The sequence below is a fragment of the Anaeromyxobacter oryzisoli genome (assembly GCF_022690765.1).
GTDB classification, from domain to species: Bacteria; Myxococcota; Myxococcia; order Myxococcales; family Anaeromyxobacteraceae; genus Anaeromyxobacter; species Anaeromyxobacter oryzisoli.
Map to the genome: position 1 here is coordinate 1 of NZ_JALCZA010000033.1, position 20,148 is coordinate 20,148.

16 protein-coding genes are annotated in these 20,148 nt (G+C 73.3%); 8 read left to right on the forward strand and 8 right to left on the reverse strand.

The window, feature by feature from the left end; all coding sequences use genetic code 11:
- Window positions 1–128: 128 nt before the first annotated feature.
- Together MNZ27_RS12030 and MNZ27_RS12035 are read right to left on the reverse strand one after the other, a co-directional pair.
- Complete coding sequence (locus tag MNZ27_RS12030; protein ID WP_242394319.1) at window positions 129–1,835, reverse strand: class I adenylate-forming enzyme family protein; 1,707 nt, start codon at window positions 1,833–1,835, stop codon at window positions 129–131.
- Between the two features lie 135 nt (window positions 1,836–1,970).
- Entirely contained in the window at window positions 1,971–2,621 is a 651-nt protein-coding gene (locus MNZ27_RS12035; RefSeq protein WP_242394320.1) for an FmdE family protein, read from the reverse strand.
- Between the two features lie 170 nt (window positions 2,622–2,791).
- Between MNZ27_RS12035 and MNZ27_RS12040 the strand changes: the two genes are divergently transcribed.
- A complete protein-coding gene (locus MNZ27_RS12040) occupies window positions 2,792–3,421 on the forward strand; it encodes a nitroreductase family protein (protein ID WP_242394321.1) in 630 nt (209 codons plus the stop codon).
- Window positions 3,422–3,443: 22 nt separating this feature from the next.
- Here MNZ27_RS12040 and MNZ27_RS12045 read toward each other — a convergent pair whose 3' ends face one another.
- Entirely contained in the window at window positions 3,444–6,488 is a 3,045-nt protein-coding gene (locus MNZ27_RS12045) for a DEAD/DEAH box helicase (protein ID WP_242394322.1), read from the reverse strand.
- A 104-nt stretch (window positions 6,489–6,592) separates the two neighbouring features.
- Here MNZ27_RS12045 and MNZ27_RS12050 point away from each other — a divergent pair, with 104 nt between their 5' ends.
- The 3 genes from MNZ27_RS12050 to trxA all read left to right on the forward strand — a co-directional run bounded on the left by MNZ27_RS12050 (window position 6,593) and on the right by trxA (window position 8,213).
- On the forward strand, window positions 6,593–7,165 hold the full coding sequence (locus tag MNZ27_RS12050) for a flavodoxin family protein (RefSeq protein ID WP_242394323.1): 573 nt from the start codon (window positions 6,593–6,595) through the stop codon (window positions 7,163–7,165).
- A gap of 133 nt (window positions 7,166–7,298) precedes the next feature.
- A complete protein-coding gene (locus MNZ27_RS12055; protein ID WP_242394324.1) occupies window positions 7,299–7,643 on the forward strand; it encodes a hypothetical protein in 345 nt (114 codons plus the stop codon).
- 117 nt (window positions 7,644–7,760) lie between these two features.
- Window positions 7,761–8,213, forward strand: a complete 453-nt coding sequence (gene trxA / locus MNZ27_RS12060; RefSeq protein ID WP_242394325.1) for a thioredoxin — start codon at window positions 7,761–7,763, stop codon at window positions 8,211–8,213.
- Window positions 8,214–8,336: 123 nt separating this feature from the next.
- On the opposite strand, the gene MNZ27_RS12065 is transcribed toward trxA, so the two are convergent.
- The 5 genes from MNZ27_RS12065 to MNZ27_RS12085 all read right to left on the reverse strand — a co-directional run bounded on the left by MNZ27_RS12065 (window position 8,337) and on the right by MNZ27_RS12085 (window position 15,468).
- Entirely contained in the window at window positions 8,337–9,761 is a 1,425-nt protein-coding gene (locus MNZ27_RS12065) for a porin (protein ID WP_242394326.1), read from the reverse strand.
- A gap of 183 nt (window positions 9,762–9,944) precedes the next feature.
- Window positions 9,945–11,612 (reverse strand): methyl-accepting chemotaxis protein, encoded by a 1,668-nt coding sequence (locus MNZ27_RS12070; protein ID WP_242394327.1) that lies wholly within the window; start codon window positions 11,610–11,612, stop codon window positions 9,945–9,947.
- Window positions 11,613–11,920: 308 nt separating this feature from the next.
- Window positions 11,921–12,322, reverse strand: a complete 402-nt coding sequence (locus tag MNZ27_RS12075; protein ID WP_242394328.1) for a hypothetical protein — start codon at window positions 12,320–12,322, stop codon at window positions 11,921–11,923.
- A gap of 29 nt (window positions 12,323–12,351) precedes the next feature.
- Window positions 12,352–13,869 (reverse strand): carboxypeptidase-like regulatory domain-containing protein, encoded by a 1,518-nt coding sequence (locus tag MNZ27_RS12080; protein WP_242394329.1) that lies wholly within the window; start codon window positions 13,867–13,869, stop codon window positions 12,352–12,354.
- 213 nt (window positions 13,870–14,082) lie between these two features.
- A complete protein-coding gene (locus tag MNZ27_RS12085) occupies window positions 14,083–15,468 on the reverse strand; it encodes a sigma-54 interaction domain-containing protein (protein WP_242394330.1) in 1,386 nt (461 codons plus the stop codon).
- Window positions 15,469–15,888: 420 nt separating this feature from the next.
- On the opposite strand from MNZ27_RS12085, the gene MNZ27_RS12090 reads away from it, so the two are divergent.
- From MNZ27_RS12090 to MNZ27_RS12105, 4 genes are all read left to right on the forward strand, one after another.
- On the forward strand, window positions 15,889–16,455 hold the full coding sequence (locus MNZ27_RS12090) for an HPP family protein (protein ID WP_242394331.1): 567 nt from the start codon (window positions 15,889–15,891) through the stop codon (window positions 16,453–16,455).
- 198 nt (window positions 16,456–16,653) lie between these two features.
- A complete protein-coding gene (gene hpnR, locus MNZ27_RS12095; RefSeq protein WP_242394332.1) occupies window positions 16,654–18,192 on the forward strand; it encodes a hopanoid C-3 methylase HpnR in 1,539 nt (512 codons plus the stop codon).
- 89 nt (window positions 18,193–18,281) lie between these two features.
- Window positions 18,282–19,556, forward strand: a complete 1,275-nt coding sequence (locus tag MNZ27_RS12100) for an acetyl-CoA hydrolase/transferase family protein (RefSeq protein ID WP_242394333.1) — start codon at window positions 18,282–18,284, stop codon at window positions 19,554–19,556.
- A gap of 193 nt (window positions 19,557–19,749) precedes the next feature.
- Window positions 19,750–20,067, forward strand: coding sequence for an STAS domain-containing protein (locus MNZ27_RS12105; RefSeq protein WP_242394334.1), 318 nt, complete (start codon window positions 19,750–19,752; stop codon window positions 20,065–20,067).
- The last annotated feature ends 81 nt before the right edge of the window (window positions 20,068–20,148 follow it).

The window sequence follows — 20,148 nt, forward strand, 5'->3', positions numbered from 1 at the left end:
GGGGCCCCACCCCTGGCTCCGCGGGGCCCACGCGCGCTGGCGCGCGCTGTCCCGCGGGGAGGGGCGCTGCCCCTCCCCACCTGCGGTGGGGCCCCTCCCGTGCTCGTCCTCGAATCATCATCGGCCGTTCAGGCGACCCGGGCGCGCGCGTCCCACTTCCCCTCGCGCCGCAGCGCCTCGACGAGCTCGCGCGCGCGCTCCCGCAGCACGAGGTAGTCCGTCTTCGCGACGCGGTTGAGCGGCAAGCCGCCCGGAGGCAACACCTCGACGTGGCTCGGGCGCGCGTACGACGCGACCGCGCCGCAGGCGCGCTGTACTTCGGCGGCGGTGACGGCGGCGCCGGGCGCGACCTCGACGAAGGCGACGATCGCCTCGGTCCAGACCGCGTGCTCCGCCCCGACGCAGGCGGCGGCCGTGACCCGGCCGGCGAGCCCGGTCACGATGGCGTCCTCCACGTCTCCGGGGAACACCTGGAACCCCTTCGGCTTCAGGGTGAGCTGGGTGCGGCCCGCGAGGCGCAGCCCGCGCTCGTCGTACGTCCCGAGATCGCCCGTGTAGAGGATCCCCTCCCGCGACACCGCCCGCGCCGTCGCCTCGGGGTCCCCGAGGTAGCCGAGGAACACCTGCGGCCCGGAGAAGCAGACCTCGCCGATCTCGCCGGGGGGCAGCTCCGCGCCGGCGGCGCCGTCCGGCCCCATCGGCGCGCGGATCGAGATGGGGCAGAGGGCCGTGTCGCGGCCGATCCCCGCCGCGAGGTCCTCCGCGCTCGCGCCCGGCCTGGTGTAGGTGCAGAACCCGGAGGTCTCGGTGAGGCCGAGCCCCGTGCCGATCTCCGGCGCCATCTTCCGCAGCCGCTCCAGGAACGCCCGCGGCACGCCCTGGCCGCCGTAGATCGCCGCGCGCAGGCTGGACAGGTCGAGCTCCGCGTAGCGGCGGTGGTTCCACTCCATGTTGAAGAGGGCGGGGATCTGGCCGACCACCGTCACCCGGTGCTGCTGGATCGCCTCCAGGCTCTTCTCGGCGTCGAAGACGTGGAGCAGGACCGAGGTGATGCCCGCGTACAGCGCGGTCCCGAGGAGCTCGGTCGTGCAGCCGACGTGGGAGGGCGGGAGGTTCACGAGGAGCCGGTCGTCCGGGCGCAGCGCGAACCCGACCGTGAGCCCGATGTTCTGCGTGAGGATGCTCTCGTGCGAGAGGAGGGCCGCCTTCGGCGAGCCGGTCGAGCCGGTCGTGAAGATGACCAGGCAGCCGTCGCGACGGGAGACCTTCCGGCGGGCGCGGCGCACCGTGCCGAGGAGCCGCGACACGACGTAGGCCGACTTCACGCCGCGGGTGAAGTCCTTCACCCAGGTGGCGCCCGGGAGGATCCCCGCGGGCTCCTTCTGGAACTGCACCCAGTGCACGACCCCGGGGAAGGCGCCGACGAGCTCGCGCATCACCGGGAGGAGCGCCGGCGCGCCCGCGTAGAGGTAGCCCCTGGGCCGGAGCTTCTCGAAGCAGGTGCGGAGCTCGCTCGCGCGGAGCCGGAGATCGAGCGGCGCCATCACGACGCCGATCCGGTAGCAGGCGAGGAGCAGGAACACGTGCTCCTTGAGGAGCGGCAGGCTGGTCGCGAGGAGGTCGCCCTTGCGGTACCCGCGCCGGAGCAGCAGCGCGGCGAACGCGTCCGCGGCCGTGTCGAGCGCCTTCCAGGTGACCCGCTCCCCCGTGTTGTGCTCGACGAGGGCGAGGCCGTCCGGATCCCGGCGCGCGTGCGCCGCCACGTGGTCGGCGATGTTGGCGAGGAGGGCGGCGTGACGCTCGCGGCAGGCGCGGTCCTGGGCTTCGGTGTGCATGGAGACGGAGACCTCGGTGCCGTCGCGCCGGTCCCGGGGTGGTCGGCTCGAGCGCGCGGCGGGCCCTGTCCTTACCACGCGGCGCCGCCGGCCGTCATGACGCCACGGCGCGTCGTGACGGGAGACGGCACGACCTCACTTCCTGCCGGCCTGGGTCCTCCCCGCGAGCTGGTACGTCGCGATCCGGCGCCGCTCGTCGCACGCGACGCACAGCCGATGGCCGTCGCGCTCGCGTGCGTACGAGGCGAGGACGCTCTCCCCGCACGCGTCGCACTCGACGGTCTCGAACGTCCGGCTCGGGTTCTCGATGCCGAGCGGGAACACCGGGCTCACGGTGAAGAGCGCCTCGTCGGAGGCCTGGAGGAGCTCCTCGATGACCGTCCCGGCGACGGTCGCGCAGTCCCCGGCGAACTTGCCGCTCGACGAGCAGACCCGGAACCAGTCGCTGCCCTCGATCTTCGCGATCGTGTCGAGGTGGGGGACGACCCGGACCGCACACCCGCGCGCCTGGTCCACGAGTCGCACGCTCGCCTTGCCGTGCGGGATCCGGACGATGAGGTCCTTGCCGAACGTGCAGCCGGTCGCGACCTGGATCCCGTCCGCGAACCCCTGGGCGTAGTGGTCGCTCCCGAGCTCGACGAACGCGAACAGCTCGCGATCGAGCGCGCGGCCGACCCCGAGGCGGGTCATCGCCACGAAGCCCGCCCGGATCCCGAGCACGAGCGGCGGGCACGCGTGCCCGTGCGTCAGCGTCCCACAATCGACGAAGGTGGCGAGCTCGTCCATGGTGATCGGCACGGGCGCGCGCGGAACGCGCACGCTCCCGCGCTGGATGAGAGCCGCCGCAGGGCGCGCCGGTTCGGACGCCGACGCCCTCGGGCGATCCGGCGCCCCGCGCCGCGCCGGCGAAGGTGCCATGCATCGAGCCGCAACGCGGATCCGGCGGAGTATCATCGATGAGATCCCGACCGTACGCCGCCTCTCCCCCCTCCCAGGAGCGCTCGCACATGTCCCTCGCCGACCTCGTGGCCCGGAACCGCAGCTATCGTCGGTTCCACGAGGACGAACCCGTGCCCCTCGAGACGTTGCGCGACCTCGTCGCGCTCGCGCGCCTCGCGCCGAGCACCGGGAACTTCCAGCCGCTCAAGTTCTTCCTGTCCGCGGACCCGGCGCGGAACGCCGCGATCTTCCCGCACCTCGCCTTCGCCGCCCGCCTCCGGGGCTGGGGCGGGCCCGCGCAGGGTGAACGGCCTGCCGCGTACGTGGTGATCCTCGGGGATCAGCGGCTGAAGGCCCAGTCCGGCTTCGGCGTCGACCCCGGCATCGTCGCGCAGACGATGCTGCTCGGCGCGGTCGAGCGGGGCCTCGGCGGGGTCATCGTCGGCGCCGTCAAGCGGGCGGCGCTCGCGCAGGCGCTCGGCCTGCCCGAGCACCTCGAGGTGATGCTCGTCCTCGCCCTCGGCCGCCCTCGCGAGGAGGTGATCGTGGAGGAGCTGCCCGAGAGCGGAGACACCGCGTACTGGCGGGACGCCGCGGGGCGCCACCACGTGCCGAAGCGCTCGCTCGACGAGCTCATCGTGGGTTGAAGCGCCGGCGCCGATCGCGCGCTCAGGATCGAGCGGGCTCCGGGACGGCGCGCGAGGCCCGGGAGGCCGGCGCGCGCGCCAGCGCGACCCGGGCGCGGGTGACGAGCGCGCCGGCGTCCGAGGCGATCGCGGCGACGATCGTCCCGGGCGGAGGCGTCGTGGTCGCCGCGAAGGCGCGGGCCGCCTCGCCGGCGCGGGCCAGCGCGTTCGCCTCCACCTCGGTGAGGAGCCCGCCCGGCACGAGGTGGGCGTGGACCGCCGCGAAGAGCGCCGCCGGGTCGGCGCCGGGATCGCCGCGCGGGTCGAGCGCCCGGCACGCGAGGCTCATCGCGTCCTGGAACAGCCGGAGCGCTTCTCCCGGCTGGCCTGCCGCGACGAGCGCACCCGCGCCGGCCCGCTTGCGCTCGGCCAGGGCGACCAGCTCCCGGCACGACGCGAGAGCGGCGTCGGTGGCTTCGCCGCCAGGCGCGGCGCGGTAGAGGACCTCGGCCCCGGCGAACGGCGAGGAGCTCCCGAGGGGATCGAGCGCCTCGACGGCGCGCGCCGGCAGCAGCACGGCGCCGTCCGTTCCGGCCTCCGCCCCCGCCGGCGCCTCGCCGCGGACCACCCCGACCAGGCGGCCCTCGGGGAGCCTGAGCACCTGCTGGAGCGCGTCGCCGAGCCGCTCGCGCATCGCCGCCACGGGATCGGGCGGCGGCGCCGCGGCAGGGGGCCGACCGGTGGAGGCCGCGAACTCGCCCGCGAGCAGGGTCGCGATCCGGCGCGCCATGGTCGAGCGCTCCAGCTCCACCGTCTCCCGATCGTCCCCCACGGCTGCGGCGGACAGCGCGCGCTTCCCGTCGAGCGTCCTCTCCAGGCGCTCCTCGAAGCTGCCCTCCGACACGAGGAGGACCACGTTCACCGCCTCGCGCTGGCCGAGCCGGTGGACGCGGGCGATGCGCTGGGCGAGCACCGCCGGGTTCCACGGCAGGTCGAGGTTCACGACGTGGCTCGCCGCCTGGAGGTTGAGCCCCACCCCGCCCGCGTCGGTGGAGAGGAAGACCTGGCAGCCCGGATCGTCCCGGAAACGATCGATGAGCCGGCCGCGCGCGCCCGAGGGCACGCCGCCGTGGAGCCGCACGTGCCCGATCCCCAACCGCTCGCACTTCTCCGCGGCGAGCGCCTGCATCCGCTCCCACTCCGAGAAGACGACGACCTTGCGGCCGCCCGCGACGCAGATCTCCTCGAGCAGCCGCTCGAGCTCTTCGAGCTTGGGCGCGCCGACGGTCTCCCCGTCCACGAGACCCGCCGCGTCGCACGCCATGCGCATCCGCTGGAACGCGCGCATGAGGCGTTGCTCCTCGATCGGAGACAGCGGACGTCGCTTCTGGATCGCGAGGAGCCGCCCTACGCGCTCCTCCGCGTCCGCGTGGATCTCCTGTTGCGCGCGGGTCATGGGCACGGTGAGCCGCGAGACGAGCCGGGCCGGGAGCTCGGCGAGCACCTCCTCCTTGCGGCGGCGCACGACCACCGGCGCGATCCGCGCCCGGAGCCGATCCAGGTTGCGGTAGCCGTTGGGGCGACCGCTCTCGTCGAGGCGTGTGAACTCTTCGTTGAAGCGCCAGAGTGGTCCGAACAGGTGCGGGTCCACCACCTGCATGAGGCTGTAGAGGTCGTCGAGCCGGTTCTCGAGCGGCGTGCCGGTGAGGACGAAGGCGAAGCGGCTCCCGAGCCCCTTCACCACGGCGGCGGTTCGGGTCCGCCAGTTCTTGATGCGCTGTGCCTCGTCGAGGACGAGGAGGTCCGGCGCGACCTCGGCGAGCTCGCGCTCGTCGGCGCGGGCCAGCTCGTAGCTCGTGACGAGCACCGGCGGCGCCGCGACGTAGCTCGCCCGCCGTGCCTCGCGGGGGCCCGCCACCACCGCGACGTCATCGGGGCCGAGGCCGGTGAACTGCAGGAGCTCGCGGAGCCACTGGTGCTTCAGCGACGCCGGGCAGACGATCAGCGTGCGCCGCACCTCGCCGCGCCGGCCGAGGTGCACCATCGCCGCGATGGCCTGGGCGGTCTTCCCGAGCCCCATCTCGTCGGCGAGGAGCGCGCGCCCGCGCGAGGCGAGGAAGGCCACACCCTCGACCTGGTACGGGTAGAGCTTCATCCGCAGGCCGGGCTGCTCCGCCCCGGCCGCGCGCACCTCGGCCTCGACCGCCTCGCGCCGCCGCTGGAGGTGCCCGGCCTCGACCGCCCGCTCGGCCAGGCGCGCCACCTCCCGCGGGATCTCGACGCCGGCCTCTATTGCGGCGCGCTCGAGCTCGGGCCACGCCTCCTCGAGCGCGCCGCGCAGCCTGCCGTCCGTCCCGAAGAAGCGTGCCGCCAGGCGTCGCTCCACCGGACGCGCGGCGCCCGCGAGCCGGATCCCGAGCGATTCGGCCGGGTCGAACACCAGGTGGAGGTAGCTCGCCCGTGGACCCTCGGCGAGCGCCCGCTCCACGCGCCGGGGTGCGTCGGCGCGCAGGCGGTGCAGCACCGCCTCGATGTGCTTGCAGGTGCCGAGGAGGTTCGTCTCGTAGTCCGGGCAGGTGCAGCCGTTGTGCGCGTCGTCGAGCGCGCGCAGCGTCACGTCGTAGGCGCGTGAGGACGGGGACGCGACCTGGTACTCCCCGAGGAGCGCGTGCCGCCCGCTCGGCCGCCGCCGGATCTCGAACAATTCGGACGCCCCGCGCGACTCGCGGCGGCGTCGCTCGGCGTCGCGCGGCGACGCGAGCGCCTCCTCGTCCTCGCCTGGCGCGAGCTGCACGTCGCCGATCAGGAGGAGCGCGAGCGCGGCGGCGTGCCCGCACCACGGTTCGCCGCACGTGCACGACGCGGAGAGCCCCTCGCCGCCCCAGGTGAGGCGAGCGCGCCGGACCCGCCGGTCGCCGCCGACGACGACGGCGTCGGCCCGCGCGAGCCGCAGGTCCGGGCGGGACACGCGCCCGTGCTCGACCGCGTCGCGCCCGTCGGCCAGCGCCTCCTCGCGGAAGGCGGCGTACACGACGTCCGGGGTGAGACGCTCCACGAGCGTGGGGAGGCGCGCAGCGGAGGCGAGCATGGAGGGCTCCGGAAGCGAAGGCGATTGACCAGATATCGACGGGGTCTGACGCGGCGGGCGCGCGCCACGTGACGACGCCCTCGACCTGTGCTCTCCTCACGCGCATGAGAGTGGTCGCGTTCAACGGCAGCTCGCGCAAGGAGGGCAACACCGCCACCCTCCTCCGCCGCGTCCTCGACGAGCTCGAGCGGGCGGACATCGCCACCGAGCTGGTCACCCTCGGCGGCCAATCGCTGCACGGCTGCACGGGCTGCCGCCGGTGCGCGGCGCTGCAGACCCAGCGCTGCTCGAAGGAGGACGACGTCGTGAACGCGTGCATCGAGAAGATGCTCGCCGCCGACGGCATCCTGCTCGGCTCCCCGACCTACTTCTCCGACGTGACCACGGAGATGAAGGCGCTCATCGACCGGTGCGGCTACGTCGCCAAGGCCAACCGCGACATGTTCCGGCGCAAGGTCGGCGCGGCGGTGGTCGCGGTCCGGCGCGCGGGCTCGACGCACGCCTTCGACACGATGAACCACTTCTTCATGATCAACCAGATGATCGTGCCCGGGTCCTCGTACTGGAACGTGGGCGTGGGGCTGGAGAAGGGCGACGTGGAGAAGGACGAGGAGGGGCTCCGGACGATGAAGGTGCTCGGCGAGAACATGGCCTGGCTCCTGAAGAGGCTCCGCTGACGCGCGCCGCCGCGGGGGCGGGCCGCGCCTCGCGCCAGGAGCTCGCACGCCCCGCGCCCTCGCCGTCCGGATCGACGCCTCCGTCGCCCCGAGCCACTCGACCGGAGGTCGCGTTCGCTGGTACACCGCCGCCATGGTCAAGGTGGTCGACGCGACGCACTTCCTCCCCGACGGCGAGCTCCCTCCGGCCGGCTCGCCCGTCCGCCGTCACGCCCTCGCCATCGCGAGGTTCGTCGAGTACGGCGGCCCGCTGCACCGCGGCGATTCCTGTTTGACGCTCGTCGAGTGCTCGCTCCGCCCCGGGCGGAGGCCCTGCCGCGGGTTCCTGTGGGTCCACAAGACCCTCGACGATCGCATCGAGGCCTCCTGCCCGAGCTGCGGCGAGCTGCAGTACGTCATCTCGAACTGGCGCGGCACGCTCTGGTCCGACGGGCCGATGATCCTGCCGCACGCACCCGACGTCGAGCGGGCGCACTGACGCGCGCCTCCGCGCCGACGTGAAACGGGCGCCCTGCCGGCCGGATGGCCCTTCCGGGACACCGTCGCCGTCCCCGGACCCGTTTGACACCGGGCCTCCCGGATCCATCTTGCGTCCATGTCTTCGCCCCTCATCTTCCGCTGCCCCAGCTGCGGCGCCATGAACCGCCTGGCGCTGCTCGTCCCGGAACGCCAGCCCGTCTGCGGCAAGTGCAAGGCGGACCTCGACACCTCGGGCCCCCCCGCCCACGTGGACCTCGCCGCGCTCGAGCGCGCGGTCGCCTCGAGCCCCGCCCCGGTCCTGGTGGACTTCTGGGCGCCGTGGTGCGCGCCGTGCCGCGCGTTCGCCCCCGTGCTCGAGCGGTTCGCCCGCGAGCAGGCCGGACGGTTCGTGGTGCTGAAGCTCGACACCGAGGCGAACCCCGCCGCCGGCGCGCGCTTCGGGATCCAGGCCATCCCCACGCTCGTCGTCTTCCGCGACGGCAAGGAGGTGGAGCGCGTCTCCGGCGCGCTGCCGCTCGAGGAGCTCCGCCGCTTCGCGTCCGCCGCGACGTTCAGCGTCGCGACCTGATCGGCCCGCGGCGCCGGGGTCGCGTCCTCTCGAGGCTGGAAGCGCTGCCCCCGGAGGCCGAAGACGACCAGGGCCGGAAGCCTGGATCCGTCTCCAGACCTCCGGCCCCGATCACGACGAACGTCAGAAGAGGAACTGGCTTCCGACGACGACGCCCTCCGGGTCTGCGCCCGCGCCCGCCTTGAATCCGTTGGCTCCGAACTGGTAGACCGCGCGCGTCCTGTTCTCGATCCGCGTGTACGCGGCGAAGAGGTACAGGTCCTTCGTCCAGTTGTAGCGGTAGGCCCCGGTGAAGAACTTCGCGCCGGTGCCGTCGTTGTCGGCCAGGAAGTTGCCCTGGTAGTCCGGCGAGACCCCGCCGGAGAGCACGAGCTGGTGGGTGTCACCGAACAGCCCCTGGACCAGGCTCGCGAAGTAGGAGCTCTTCTTGAGCCGCAGCTCCGGAGCCCCCGCGGCCCCAGCGGCCTTGGACTCGAGGCGCTCGAAGGCGAGCCCCACGCGCGTGTGCGTCTCCTTGATCTTGAGGCCGACGCCGGCGCGGGCGGCCCAGTCCGAGCCGTCCACCCCGAGCAGCGCGCCGCCGCAGGACGCCGTGATGTCGTCCGGGTTGCAGCCCTTGCGCCGCTCGTAGGCCACCGAGGCGTAGAGCGGGCTGCCGTTGTCGAACGTCAGGGAGGCGGAGACGACCCACGGCAGGTAGTCGCTCGTCGCCGTGGTCACGCGCTTCTCGCCCGCCACCACCGCCGCGCGGGCCTGGAACCCCTCGAGCTTCGGCGTCCAGTAGTGGATGCCGTTCGACAGGCGCGAGTTCCACCGGTTCGCGGACGTGAAGTTGGTTTGCGAGCCCGCGATCGACTGGCCGAAGACGTCGTAGTACCCGAAGAGCCCGTTTCCGGCCCACGGATCGATCGAGATCGTCGAGTCCTTCAGCGGGGAATCCCAGCGCCCGAGGGCGAGCGTGCCCAGCGGGGTCTTGAGCCCGAAGGCCGTGTTCCGCGTGGAGTTGAAGGGGCTGCTGTTGGTGGAGATGCCGTCCAACGCGACCTGCGGCTCGATCTGCGCCCAGGCCTGCCAGCCCGTCCCGAGGTCGTACTCTCCCCGGAAGCGCAGGAACGAGGAGTTGTTGCTCAACCGGTACACGCGCTTGTAGTCGGTGGACGGGACCGTGGCCCCGACCGCGCGCACGGACTCCGTCGAGACCCAGGCCCGCCCGCTGATGCTGATCCGGCTCCGCTCGGAGACGACGAACGTGCCGCGCTCGGGCTTCTTCACCTCCTGCACCTGCTTCTTCTGGACCTGCTCCTCCTTGTTGAGCGCCTGCGTCTCCTTCCTCGCCTGCTCCGCCTCGCGCGCGCCCAGCGGCGGCTCCGTCTTCTTCTGCTGCACGTCGCCGGCCGCGGCCGGCGTCCCGTCCTGCGGCTGCGCCTCGCCGGGAGCGGCGGCGCCCCCATTCCGTGGCTGCGCCGCGTTCACGCCTTGCTGCTCCTGCTGCGCCTCGACCCGCGGCGCGAGCGCGAGCAGGGCGACGATGACCGAAAGTGTTCTCATGTGTTTGTCCTTGGTGTGGTGCCTCACGGTCCCCCGGCGTCATGCGCCCGTTGATCGCGGACGCATCCTAGATAACGGTCAAACATCCAGTCAAGCGGATGCGGTCTGAAACGCGCCTCTCCGCAGGACGAAGATCACCCTCAGGCGATCCGCGAAGGATCGCTCCGATCCCGGCGGCGCCACCTAGAAGCGCTGGAACCCGCCGTTCCCGTCGCCCCCCGGCGTGCGCTTCCGGGGCTTCACCACCAAGTCCGGGAGGCGCGGCTCCTCGACGGTCGCCGCCGCGGGCCTCGGCGCGGGCGCCGTCGGGACGGGCGACGCGCCGACGCGGGCGCCGCCGATCGCGTCCCTCACCTGGAAGAACCCGACGACCTGGAGGAGCGCCTCGGCCTGCGACGACAGCTCCTCCGCCGTGCTCGAGAGCTCCTCGGCCGCGGACGCGTTCCGCTGGGTCACGCCGTCCACCGTCGCCATCGCCTTCGAGACCTGCTTCACCCCGGCGCTCTGCTCCTGCGACGCCGACGCCACCTCCTGCACCAGGCTCGCCGTCTTCCGGATCGCCGGCACGAGCTCCGCGATGAGGGCGCCGCTGCGCTCGGCCACCCTCACGCTGGAGCCGGCCAGCTCGCCGATGTCCTTCGCCGCCCGCTGCGCACGCTCGGCGAGCTTCCTCACCTCGGTCGCCACCACCGCGAACCCGCGGCCGTGCTCCCCGGCGCGCGCCGCCTCGATCGCCGCGTTCAGCGCGAGCAGGTTGGTCTGGTACGCGATCTCCTCGACGATGGAGATCTTCTCCGCGATCGACCTCATCGCCCGCACCGTCTCGGTCACCGCCTTGCCGCTCTCGTCCGCCTTCCGCGCCCCGTCGTTCGCCATCTGCTCCGTCTCGCGCGAGCTCTCCGCGTTCTGGGTGATGGACGCGCTCATCTCCTCGAGCGACGCCGTCGTCTCCTCCACGCTGGCCGCCTGCTCCCCCGTGCCGCGCGACAGCGTCTGCGAGGTCGCCGACACCTGCGACGAGGCCGCCGTGAGCGCCTCCGCGCCGCCCCTCACCTCGCCGATCACCTGGGCCAGCTTCTCGCCCATCGCGCGCATCGCCGCCTGGAGCGCCCCCACCTCGTCGCGCGAGGTGACCTGGATCGGCTCGCGCAAGTCGCCGTCTGAGATGCGCGTCGCGGCCGAGATCGCGCCGGCGAGCGGGACGACGATGCTCCGGGTGATCCAGATCGCGAGCAGGGCCACCACGACGATCGAGACGACGACCAGGGCGACGGTGACGGCCCTGGCGGAGGCGTAGTCCGCCTCGACGTCGTTCGCGGCGGTCCGGACGTGGACGCCCTCGTGCGCGAAGAACGCGGCCCAGGCCTGCTGGACGTCGTCGAGCCGCGGGAGCACCTCCGACCTCGCGAGGGCGCGGGCCTCCTCGAGCGATCCCTGCTCGATCAGGGCGCGCGCCGTGTCGAAGGCCGTGGCGAAGCGCTTCCGCGCGTCGATGACCTGCTGCATCGCCTCGATGCCGGGCTTGCACCGGAACGACTCGACCCGCTGGCGGAGCGCTCCCGCGAGCGCGTCCGCCTCGCGGTCTGCGGCGTCGGCGCCGGAGATCCCGCTCCGGGCGGCCTCGACGTCGGGGGAGAGGAAGATGGCGGAGACGAGCGCGGTCTCCCGCCCGATCTGCTCCAGCCCCTTCACGCCCTGCTCCGTCTCCTCCCAGCGCGGGCCCGCCACCTTGTCGATCGACTCCTGCTGCCTCGAGAGGCGCTCCACGCCGTGCCAGCCGACGAACGCGACGACGGCGACGAGCAGCGCGAACACGGCGGCGAGCCGTGTGCCGATCCCGAGGTTCTTCATCGCGTTCGCCTTCTCCTTGCGCCGTGGTCGTCGTCTCGCGCCGCGCTGGCGAGCACCGCGAGCGTGCAACTCGCGGCCCGCCACGCGCTCCCTCCGTCCGGGCCGGAGCGGCTGGAAAGGCAAGCGAGTTCAGTGACATCTTGGGACGACCAGCGGGACGCGACCCCTTGTCGCGGCGGGGTCCGGGACACCCAGGGTCCCCACCCGCCCACCTGAGCGGGGAAACACTCCCCACGTTGACGGAACGTGCGTACAGGTGGGGAGGCGCGCCTCGACGCGCTCGCGGAGCGGCAGCCCCCGGCCCCGGCTCACCACACCTTGACGCGCCATCCCTCCCTCTCGCGCACGAGCTCCTCCACCACCTTCCTGGTGACGGGCTCGGAGCGGCCGAGCCTCGGCGACGGCGCGAACACCAGCTCGACCTCGGCGCGGGCGGTGTCGCCGTGCTGCTCGAGCGCCGACGTCTTCCACGAGAGGAGCCGCGACGCCTCGCGACGGTGCCGGACGTACTCGTCGCGGGACACCTTCGACCGGTAGTTCTCGTCGTAGCACGCCCAGGTGGAGACGTAGTCCTGCCGCACGGCGGTGGAGAAGTAGCGATCGAGGAGCTCCCGCGGCCCGTCCCCCGTCCGATGGCAGGCCGTGCCCCCGACGGCGAGGAGGAACACGCTGGCGAGGATGCGCACGATGGGACGGTGGAGAGCGGGCATGGCGGGAGCTCCTCTGTTTTACGTATTCGCTACCGGTGCATCGACGACTGCGGCTGGCTCGTGTGGCAGACGGTGCAGCTCCAGATCCAGTAGTTGTCGCCCTGGAGCTGCATCGGGATGGTCGGGTCCGCCGAGTTCGCGGTCGCCAGCTCGGCGTGCGCGCCGTTGTGGCACGCCTCGCAGTAGAAGCGACCGTTCATGTCGCCCGAGGGCGAGTTCTGCAGCAGGGAGTTGCGATAGAGCGTCCCGGAGCTCTCGGCGTGCTTCGCGTCGTGACAGCCGCCGCACCGGGGCTCCTGGAGCCACGGCTGGCGACCGCCCTGGAGGCCGCTCGTCATGGCGTTCATGTCGCCGTGGCAGTCGTGGCAGGTCTTGCCCGCGCGCGCCATGATGCCCCGGAGGCACTGGGTCTTCGGCCCGGGGTGGCAGTTGTAGCAGTCGGGGGTGGTGCTCGCCGCGACGGACGTCGTCGACATCTTGTCCTTGTGGAAGTTGTGCATCGCGAGCGAGAGGCTCTCCACCCCCGCCTTGCCCGGCGCGCCGAGCGCGTTGTCCGAGTGGCACTCCGAGCAGGCGTGGACCTTCCCGGCCGCGTGATCCGCGGCGAGCGAGGTGCCGCTCAGGCTGTCGTGCTTCTGCAGGATGTCGAGCTGCGGGTTCGTGGTCCCGTGGCAGTTCGCGCACATCATCTCGGTCGAGACCGGCGCCACCACCGTGGCGGTCTGCACCACCTTCCCCGTCGAGTCCTTCACCGTGAGCGTCGCCGTCCCGTACGGATCCCACGTGCCGTCGTCGTCATAGGGCGTCACCGGGATGCCCTGCGCGATGTAGCCGTGGCCGTTCGGATCCGGCTGCATGTCGCCGGCGAGCGGGGTCCCGGAGATGCCGACGTTGGGCGCCACGGGGTAGCCGTACTGCGCGGCGTAGCTCCAGAAGTTCGTGTGGAGGGTGGAGTCGGTCTTCTTCGGGAAGGCGTAGCTCACCGTGAAGCCGCTCGAGTCGCCCCCGCGCTGGATCACCTGCGCGTGCAGCGTGTTGTAGGGCGGCAGGACCATGAAGTACGAGTAGTCGTCCTGGTCGCAGTGCATGCCGAGGTCGTTCCACGCGAGGACGACCGTGGACATGTTCGCGGCCGGGATCTTCTGGGTGCCGTAGGAGCGGGTGAGGGCCCAGTCCACGGTGCTCGTCGCGCTCGAGGACACCGTCACGAGCTGCGACGTCTGCAGGTAGCCGTTCCCGGTCGCCGTGAGCGTCGCCGTGCCCGTCGCCGTACTCGAGAGCGTGTACGCGCCGGCGCTGGAGGTCGTCGCGCTGTGCGTCCCGTCGGAGATCGTCACCCCCGCGAGCGGCGCGCCGGTCGCGATGTCCTTCACGACGCCCGTGACCGTGCTAGTCCCGGCGCCGCCCCCGCCGTTCCCGCCCTTGCCCTTCGCCGACGCAGCCGAGGCGAGCTGCTGCGGGGACCCGCTCTCCGCCGAGCCTCCGCACGCTGTCGCGGCGAGCACCGCCAGTGCTCCCGCGAGGTGCAATACCGTCGTCCTGGCCATCCCAGCTCCTGTCGTCCGATCCGTAAGTGAGGCTCGCCCGTGACCGGCACCCGACGGCGATCCACCCCCTTCCCACGCGCGCTCCAAAGCGCGAGGCGTGCCAGCGGGCGCATGCCCGTGATCGCGGCGGGTTGACACCGACCCAGGGGTGCGCACACCGGGTCCGCGAAACGTCACCCGGAACGTCGCGTTCCAGGTGCGCGACGCGCGGTTTCAGCGGCCGATGCCGAGCTCGCGCATCCAGCGCCAGAGCGTCGTGCGCGAGATCGTCAGCGAGCGCGCGGCGTCGGTGATGCGCCAGCGGCAGTTCTCGAGCGCCGCGACGATCTCCGCGCGCGTGGGCGTCTCGCGCCCGGGTCGTCGCGACCCGGCGGCCTCGTCCGACTCGGGCAGCGACGGCGAGCACACCGCGCGGACCGCCTGCCCCGCGACGCGCCCCGGCGGGCTCGCCTCCGCCTCCGCGGGCGGCGCGCCGACGTCGCGCGGCAGGTCGGCGCGTTCGAGCGTGTACCCCTGCGCGACCGTGGCAGCGTACTCGAGCGCGTTCTCGAGCTCCCGGACGTTCCCTGGCCAGTCGTAGGCGATGAGGGCGCGCCTCGCGGCCGGGGAGAGCCGCAGGGTCCGCCCGACGCGCCGTCCGATCCGGGCGAGCAGGTAGCGCGCGAGCGGCTCGATGTCCTCGCGTCGCTCGCGCAGGGGCGGGATCTCGATGGGGAAGACGCGCAGCCGATAGAGGAGATCCTCCCGGAACCGGCCTGCCTCCACCGCCCACCGGAGATCGCGGTGCGTGGCGGCGACGACCCGGACGTCGGCGACGATCGACCGGCTCTCCCCGACGCGCTCGAACGTGCGGTCCTGCAGGACCCGGAGCAGCTTCGCCTGCAGGTGCAGCGGCAGATCGCCGATCTCGTCGAGGAAGAGCGTTCCCCCCGCCGCCAGCTCGAACCGCCCGATCCGATCGCGCACCGCGCCCGTGAAGGCGCCGCGGACGTGGCCGAACAGCTCGCTCTCCAGCAGCGAGTCCGGGAGCGCCGCGCAGTTCACGGAGACCAGCGGCCCGTCGCGTCGGAGCGAGTTCGCGTGGATGGCCTGCGCGATCACGCCCTTCCCCACGCCGCTCTCCCCCGTCACGAGCACCGAGACGTCCGAGTGCTGCAGCCGCTCGACGAGCCGCAGGACCTCCATCATGGGCCGGGAGCGCGCGATCAGCCCGGCGAACGACGTGGGCACTCCCTTCGACGCGACCTCGTCCTCGTCCGCGGGGCGGAGCACGACGAGGTAGGCCGCCTCGGGGTCGCACGCGCCGGAGACGTGCAGGAGCGGCGCCGCCGAGACCGAGACCAGGCGCGCCCCCTCCGCCTCCCGCTCGAGCCAGGCGCGCCAGGCCTCGCGCCGCTCCCCGGCGGCGAGCGCCTCGCGGATGGAGCCCGCGGCGCCGAACAGCTCGGAGCCGAGCAGCTCCTCGGCGGCGCGTCCCTCGTACCGGCTCGCCGCGCCGGCGCCGAGCAGATCGTCGAGCTTCGGCGAGAGGTGGCGGATCTGGAACCGGGTGTCGAGCGCCAGGCACACGCGGCCGAGCGACGCGAAGGCAGCCGTCACCGCTTCGAATGCCTCTCGACTCGTGCCTCCCATCGCGTGCGTCCCATGACGTTGGTACACAAAGATGTGGGCTGTCGAGGCCACGTGTCGGGGCGCATGCGACCGCTCCGCCGGGGCCACCGCGGGCGGGTCCCCCCGTCCGCCGGCGACCCGCGCTCCGTCGTCCTCGACTCCGGCCCGCTGCGGGCGCCCCCTTTCGGCGCGATCGGGGACGCCCGACGGTCGCCTCGCGACGAGGTTCGCCCCTGGGTCAACTCACCGAGCTGGCCGGTCTCCGCGCGGGGGCCGGAGCTTTGGTTGCGGCGGCGCAGCGCGCCCGACACGTTCACGGGCGAAGCGGAGGTCCGCCGAGGACACGTGCACGCCGAATCGCCGGGGCGAGGGAGGAGCGGCCCGCTCGAGCCGGAAGAGCCCACCGCCATGCGGGGGCTCGCGGCGCGACTGCGGCTCGCCTCGCTGCTCCACCGGTTCCCGGAGCGGCGGGTCTGGGCCGCGTTCGTGTTCGTGAACGGCTTCACGAGCGTGGGCCTGCTCGCCGCGGTCGCGATGCTGTCGCGGACGCCGTTCGTCTTCCCCTCCCTCGGCCCCACCGCCTTCCTGCTGTTCTTCAGCCCGACGACGCCCGCCTCCTCGCCGCGCAACACGATCTACGGACACGCCGTCGGCATCGTCTGCGGGTACGGGGCGCTGTGGGCCTTCGGCCTCGCGCACGCGCCGCCCGCGCTCGCGACGGGCGTGGACCTGGAGCGCGTCCTCGCCTCCGCGCTCTCCATCGCGGCGACGGGGGCAGGGATGATCCTCTTCCGGTGCCCGCACCCGCCGGCCGGCGCGACGACCTTGATCGTCTCGCTGGGCATCGTGACCCGCCCCGCCCACCTCGTGGTGATCGAGGTGGCGGTCGCCGTCCTCACCTTGCAGGCCATCGTCATCAACCGGCTCGCCGGCCTCGACTACCCGCTGTGGGCCCGGCGCACCCCGGCGCGATGAGCTCGATCGTCACGCTGCGTCGTCGCAGCCCCCGCGGGCTCGCGGGCGAGGGCCCCGGCGTGCGGGACCATCCACGGCCGGGGGCGACGAGACGGCGCACTCCCCCTGGGCCCCGACGCGCGCGGCCGGGGTGGTGCATCGTTCGCCGTCACCGTCTCTCACCGCGAGGGACGCAGCTCGCAGCGCGGGGAGGCCGCCTTGAAGGTCCTGTTCGTCCACCCCAGCTCGCTGATGTACTCGGAGATCTTCCTGCGGCTCGAGCCACTGGGGCTCGAGCTGGTGGCGCAGGCGGCGCGACACGCGGGCCACGAGGTGCGCCTGCTCGACCTGCAGGTGTTCCACCACCGCGACTACCTCCGCGCCCTGGACGAGTGGTCCCCGGAGGCGGTCGGGTTCTCCCTGAACTACCTCGCGAACGTCCCGGAGGTGGTGGAGCTGGCGAAGGCGACGCGCGCGCGGCTGCCGGAGTGCTTCGTCTTCGCGGGCGGACACAGCGCGTCGTTCACGGCCCCCGAGCTCCTCGATCAGGCGGCCGGGGCGCTCGACTGCGTGGTGCGCGGCGAGGGCGAGGCGATCACGCCGGAGCTGCTCGAGGCCGCGGCGCGCGGCCGGTCCGAGCTGCATCGGCTGCCCGGCGTCAGCACGCCGGCGGGACAGGGCCCCGCCCCGAGCCTGATCGGCGAGCTCGGCCGGATCGCACCGGCGCGCGACCTGCTCGCGCGACGGAGGAAGTACTTCATCGGCGTGCTGGACCCGTGCGCGTCGGTCGAGTTCACCCGCGGCTGTCCGTGGGACTGCACGTTCTGCAGCGCCTGGACGTTCTACGGCCGCAGCTACCGCAAGGTCGCCGCCGAGCGGGCCGCGGAGGACCTGGCGAGCGTCCGCGAGCCCGGGGCCTTCATCGTGGACGACGTGGCCTTCGTCCACCCCGAGCACGGGTACGCGATCGCCGAGCAGGTGGACCGGCGCCGCATCAGGAAGCGGTACTACCTCGAGACCCGCGGGGACGTGCTCCTCCGCAACAGGGAGGTGTTCCAGTACTGGAAGCGGCTCGGGCTCGAGTACATGTTCCTGGGGCTGGAGGCGATCGACGAGGAGGGGCTCGCCGCCCACCGCAAGCGCGTCACGCTCGGCAAGAGCTTCGAGGCGCTGGAGGTCGCGAGGGCGCTCGGGATCACGGTGGCCGTGAACGTCATCGCGGATCCGAGCTGGGACGAGCGGCGGTTCGCGGCCGTGCGCGAGTGGGCGCTGTCCGTCCCCGAGATCGTGCACCTCACCGTGAACACGCCGTACCCGGGGACGGAGACCTGGCACGCGGAGTCGGCGCGGCTCACCACGCGCGACTACCGTCTCTTCGACGTCCAGCACGCGGTCCTGCCGACCCGGCTCCCGCTCGAGACGTTCTACCGGGAGCTGGTCCGCACGCAGCAGGTGCTCGACAAGAAGCACCTCGGCTGGGCGGCGCTCCGCGGCACCTTCGCGATCGCGGCGAGGCACCTGGCGCACGGCCAGACCAACTTCGTGCGGATGCTCTGGAAGTTCGGCAGCGTGTACGACCCCGAGCGCCAGCACGCCGATCACCGGCGCGAGTGCCGGTACCGGATCCGGCTCCCGGAAGGCCCGCCGCCCGCGAAGGTGGATCCCAGCCGGCTGTACGTGCTCGCGCCCGACGTGCGGGCCGGCTCCGGCGAGCTCGGCCGAGGGCGCTCCGCTTCGTCCACGCCGCCCCGGGAGTGACCGGCGCGGGTCGCGGTTGCGCGGCGCCCCCGGGCCGCTGCTACACTGGGCGCCGCCCCGGGGGGCCAACGAGAGGAGCGCCGGTCGCGATGAGCCGCAAGGTCTCCGCCGAGGAAGCCGTCGCCGTCGTCAAGTCGGGCGACCGGGTGTTCGTCCACAGCGTGGCCGCCGCGCCGCGCCGCCTCATCGACGCGCTCACCGCGCGCGCCGGGGAGCTGCGCGTCGTGGAGATCGTCTCCCTCCACACCGAGGGCGACGCGCCTTACGCGGCGCCGGAGCACGCCAGGAGCTTCCGCCTGAACGCGCTCTTCGTCGGCGCCAACGTCCGCGCGGCGGTGGACGAGGGCCGCGCCGACTACCTCCCCGTCTTCCTCTCCGAGGTGCCGCGCCTCTTCCGCGCGGGCATCCTCCCGCTGGACGTGGCGCTCGTCCACGTCTCGCCGCCCGACCGCCACGGCTACTGCTCGCTCGGCGTCTCGGTGGACGTGTCGCGGGCCGCGGTGCAGACCGCGCGCACGGTGATCGCCCAGGTGAACCCGCGGATGCCGCGGACGCACGGCGACGGCCTCATCCACCTCGACGCGATCGACTACCTCGTGGACGTGGACGAGCCCATCCACGAGCTGCCCGCCCTCCCCATCAGCGCGGTGGAGCAGGCCATCGGGAGCCACTGCGCGGAGCTGGTGGACGACGGCGCCTGCCTCCAGCTCGGCATCGGCGCGATCCCGCAGGCGACCCTGGCCGCGCTCGGCGATCACCAGCGGCTCGGCATCCACACCGAGATGCTCTCCGACGGGATCGTGGACCTGGTCGAGAAGGGCGTCATCACCGGCGAGATGAAGCGGGTCCACCCCGGGAAGATCGTGGGCGGCTTCGCGCTCGGCACCCGGCGCCTGTACGACTTCCTGGACGACAACCCGCTCGTCGCGATGCTCGACATCGCGTACGTGAACGACACCGCGGTGATCCGGCGGAACACCAAGGTCACCGCGATCAACAGCGCCATCGAGGTGGACCTCACCGGCCAGGTGTGCGCCGACTCGATCGGCGATCGCCTCTACTCCGGCGTGGGCGGGCAGATGGACTTCATCCGCGGGGCGGCCCTCTCCGAGGGCGGGAAGCCGATCATCGCGCTCCCGTCCACGACCTCGACCGGCGAGACCCGCATCGTCTCGTTCCTGAAGCCGGGCGCGGGCGTGGTGACGACCCGGGCCCACGTGCACTTCGTGGTGACGGAGTACGGCATCGCCGATCTCTTCGGGAAGAACCTCCGGCAGCGCGCCGCGGCCCTCATCGCGGTCGCGCACCCGGCCCACCGCGACGCCCTCGCCGCCGAGGCCCGCCGCCGCTTCGGCTCCTGGTGATCCCCGCGCGCGGGCCCTCCCGCGGCGGTCCGTCGCCGGGCCAGGGGCGCGGTCACGCGCGGCCCCTCCTCCGGCGTTGCGGCGATCGCGGGGCGTGAGAACCATCGGCCTCGGAGCCCCCGCGAGTCGTCGAGCGAGGCCGCGCCCTGCCGGGCCGGCGCGCCGTCGCGCTGGAGGCCTTCGGGAGGTCGAGATGGCCGGCGGCTGCACCTTCGAGCGCGAGCGCGAGGGGGAGCGCACGGTCCTCCGCCTCGCGGGCACCTTCGACCGGGCCGCGGCCCTCGAGCTCGCCCGCCGCGTGGAGGCGGAGCGGGGACGCGAGCTGATCCTGGACTTCAGCCTCGTGCGCGAGTTCGCCGACCTCGGCGTCGCGACCCTCGCTCAAGGGCTCGCCCACACCGAGCGGAGGCTCGTCCTCCGCGGCCTGCGCCAGCACCAGCTCCGGATGTTCCGCTACTTCGGCGTGGACGTGGAGCCGTCGCGCGGCGCGGTCGATCCCGGCGCCGCGTGAGCGAGCGAGCGCCCGCGCCCTCCGATGGCGACCCCCGCGCCCGTCGAGCTCCTGGCGGCGCACGTCGCGCGCGGCGGGAGA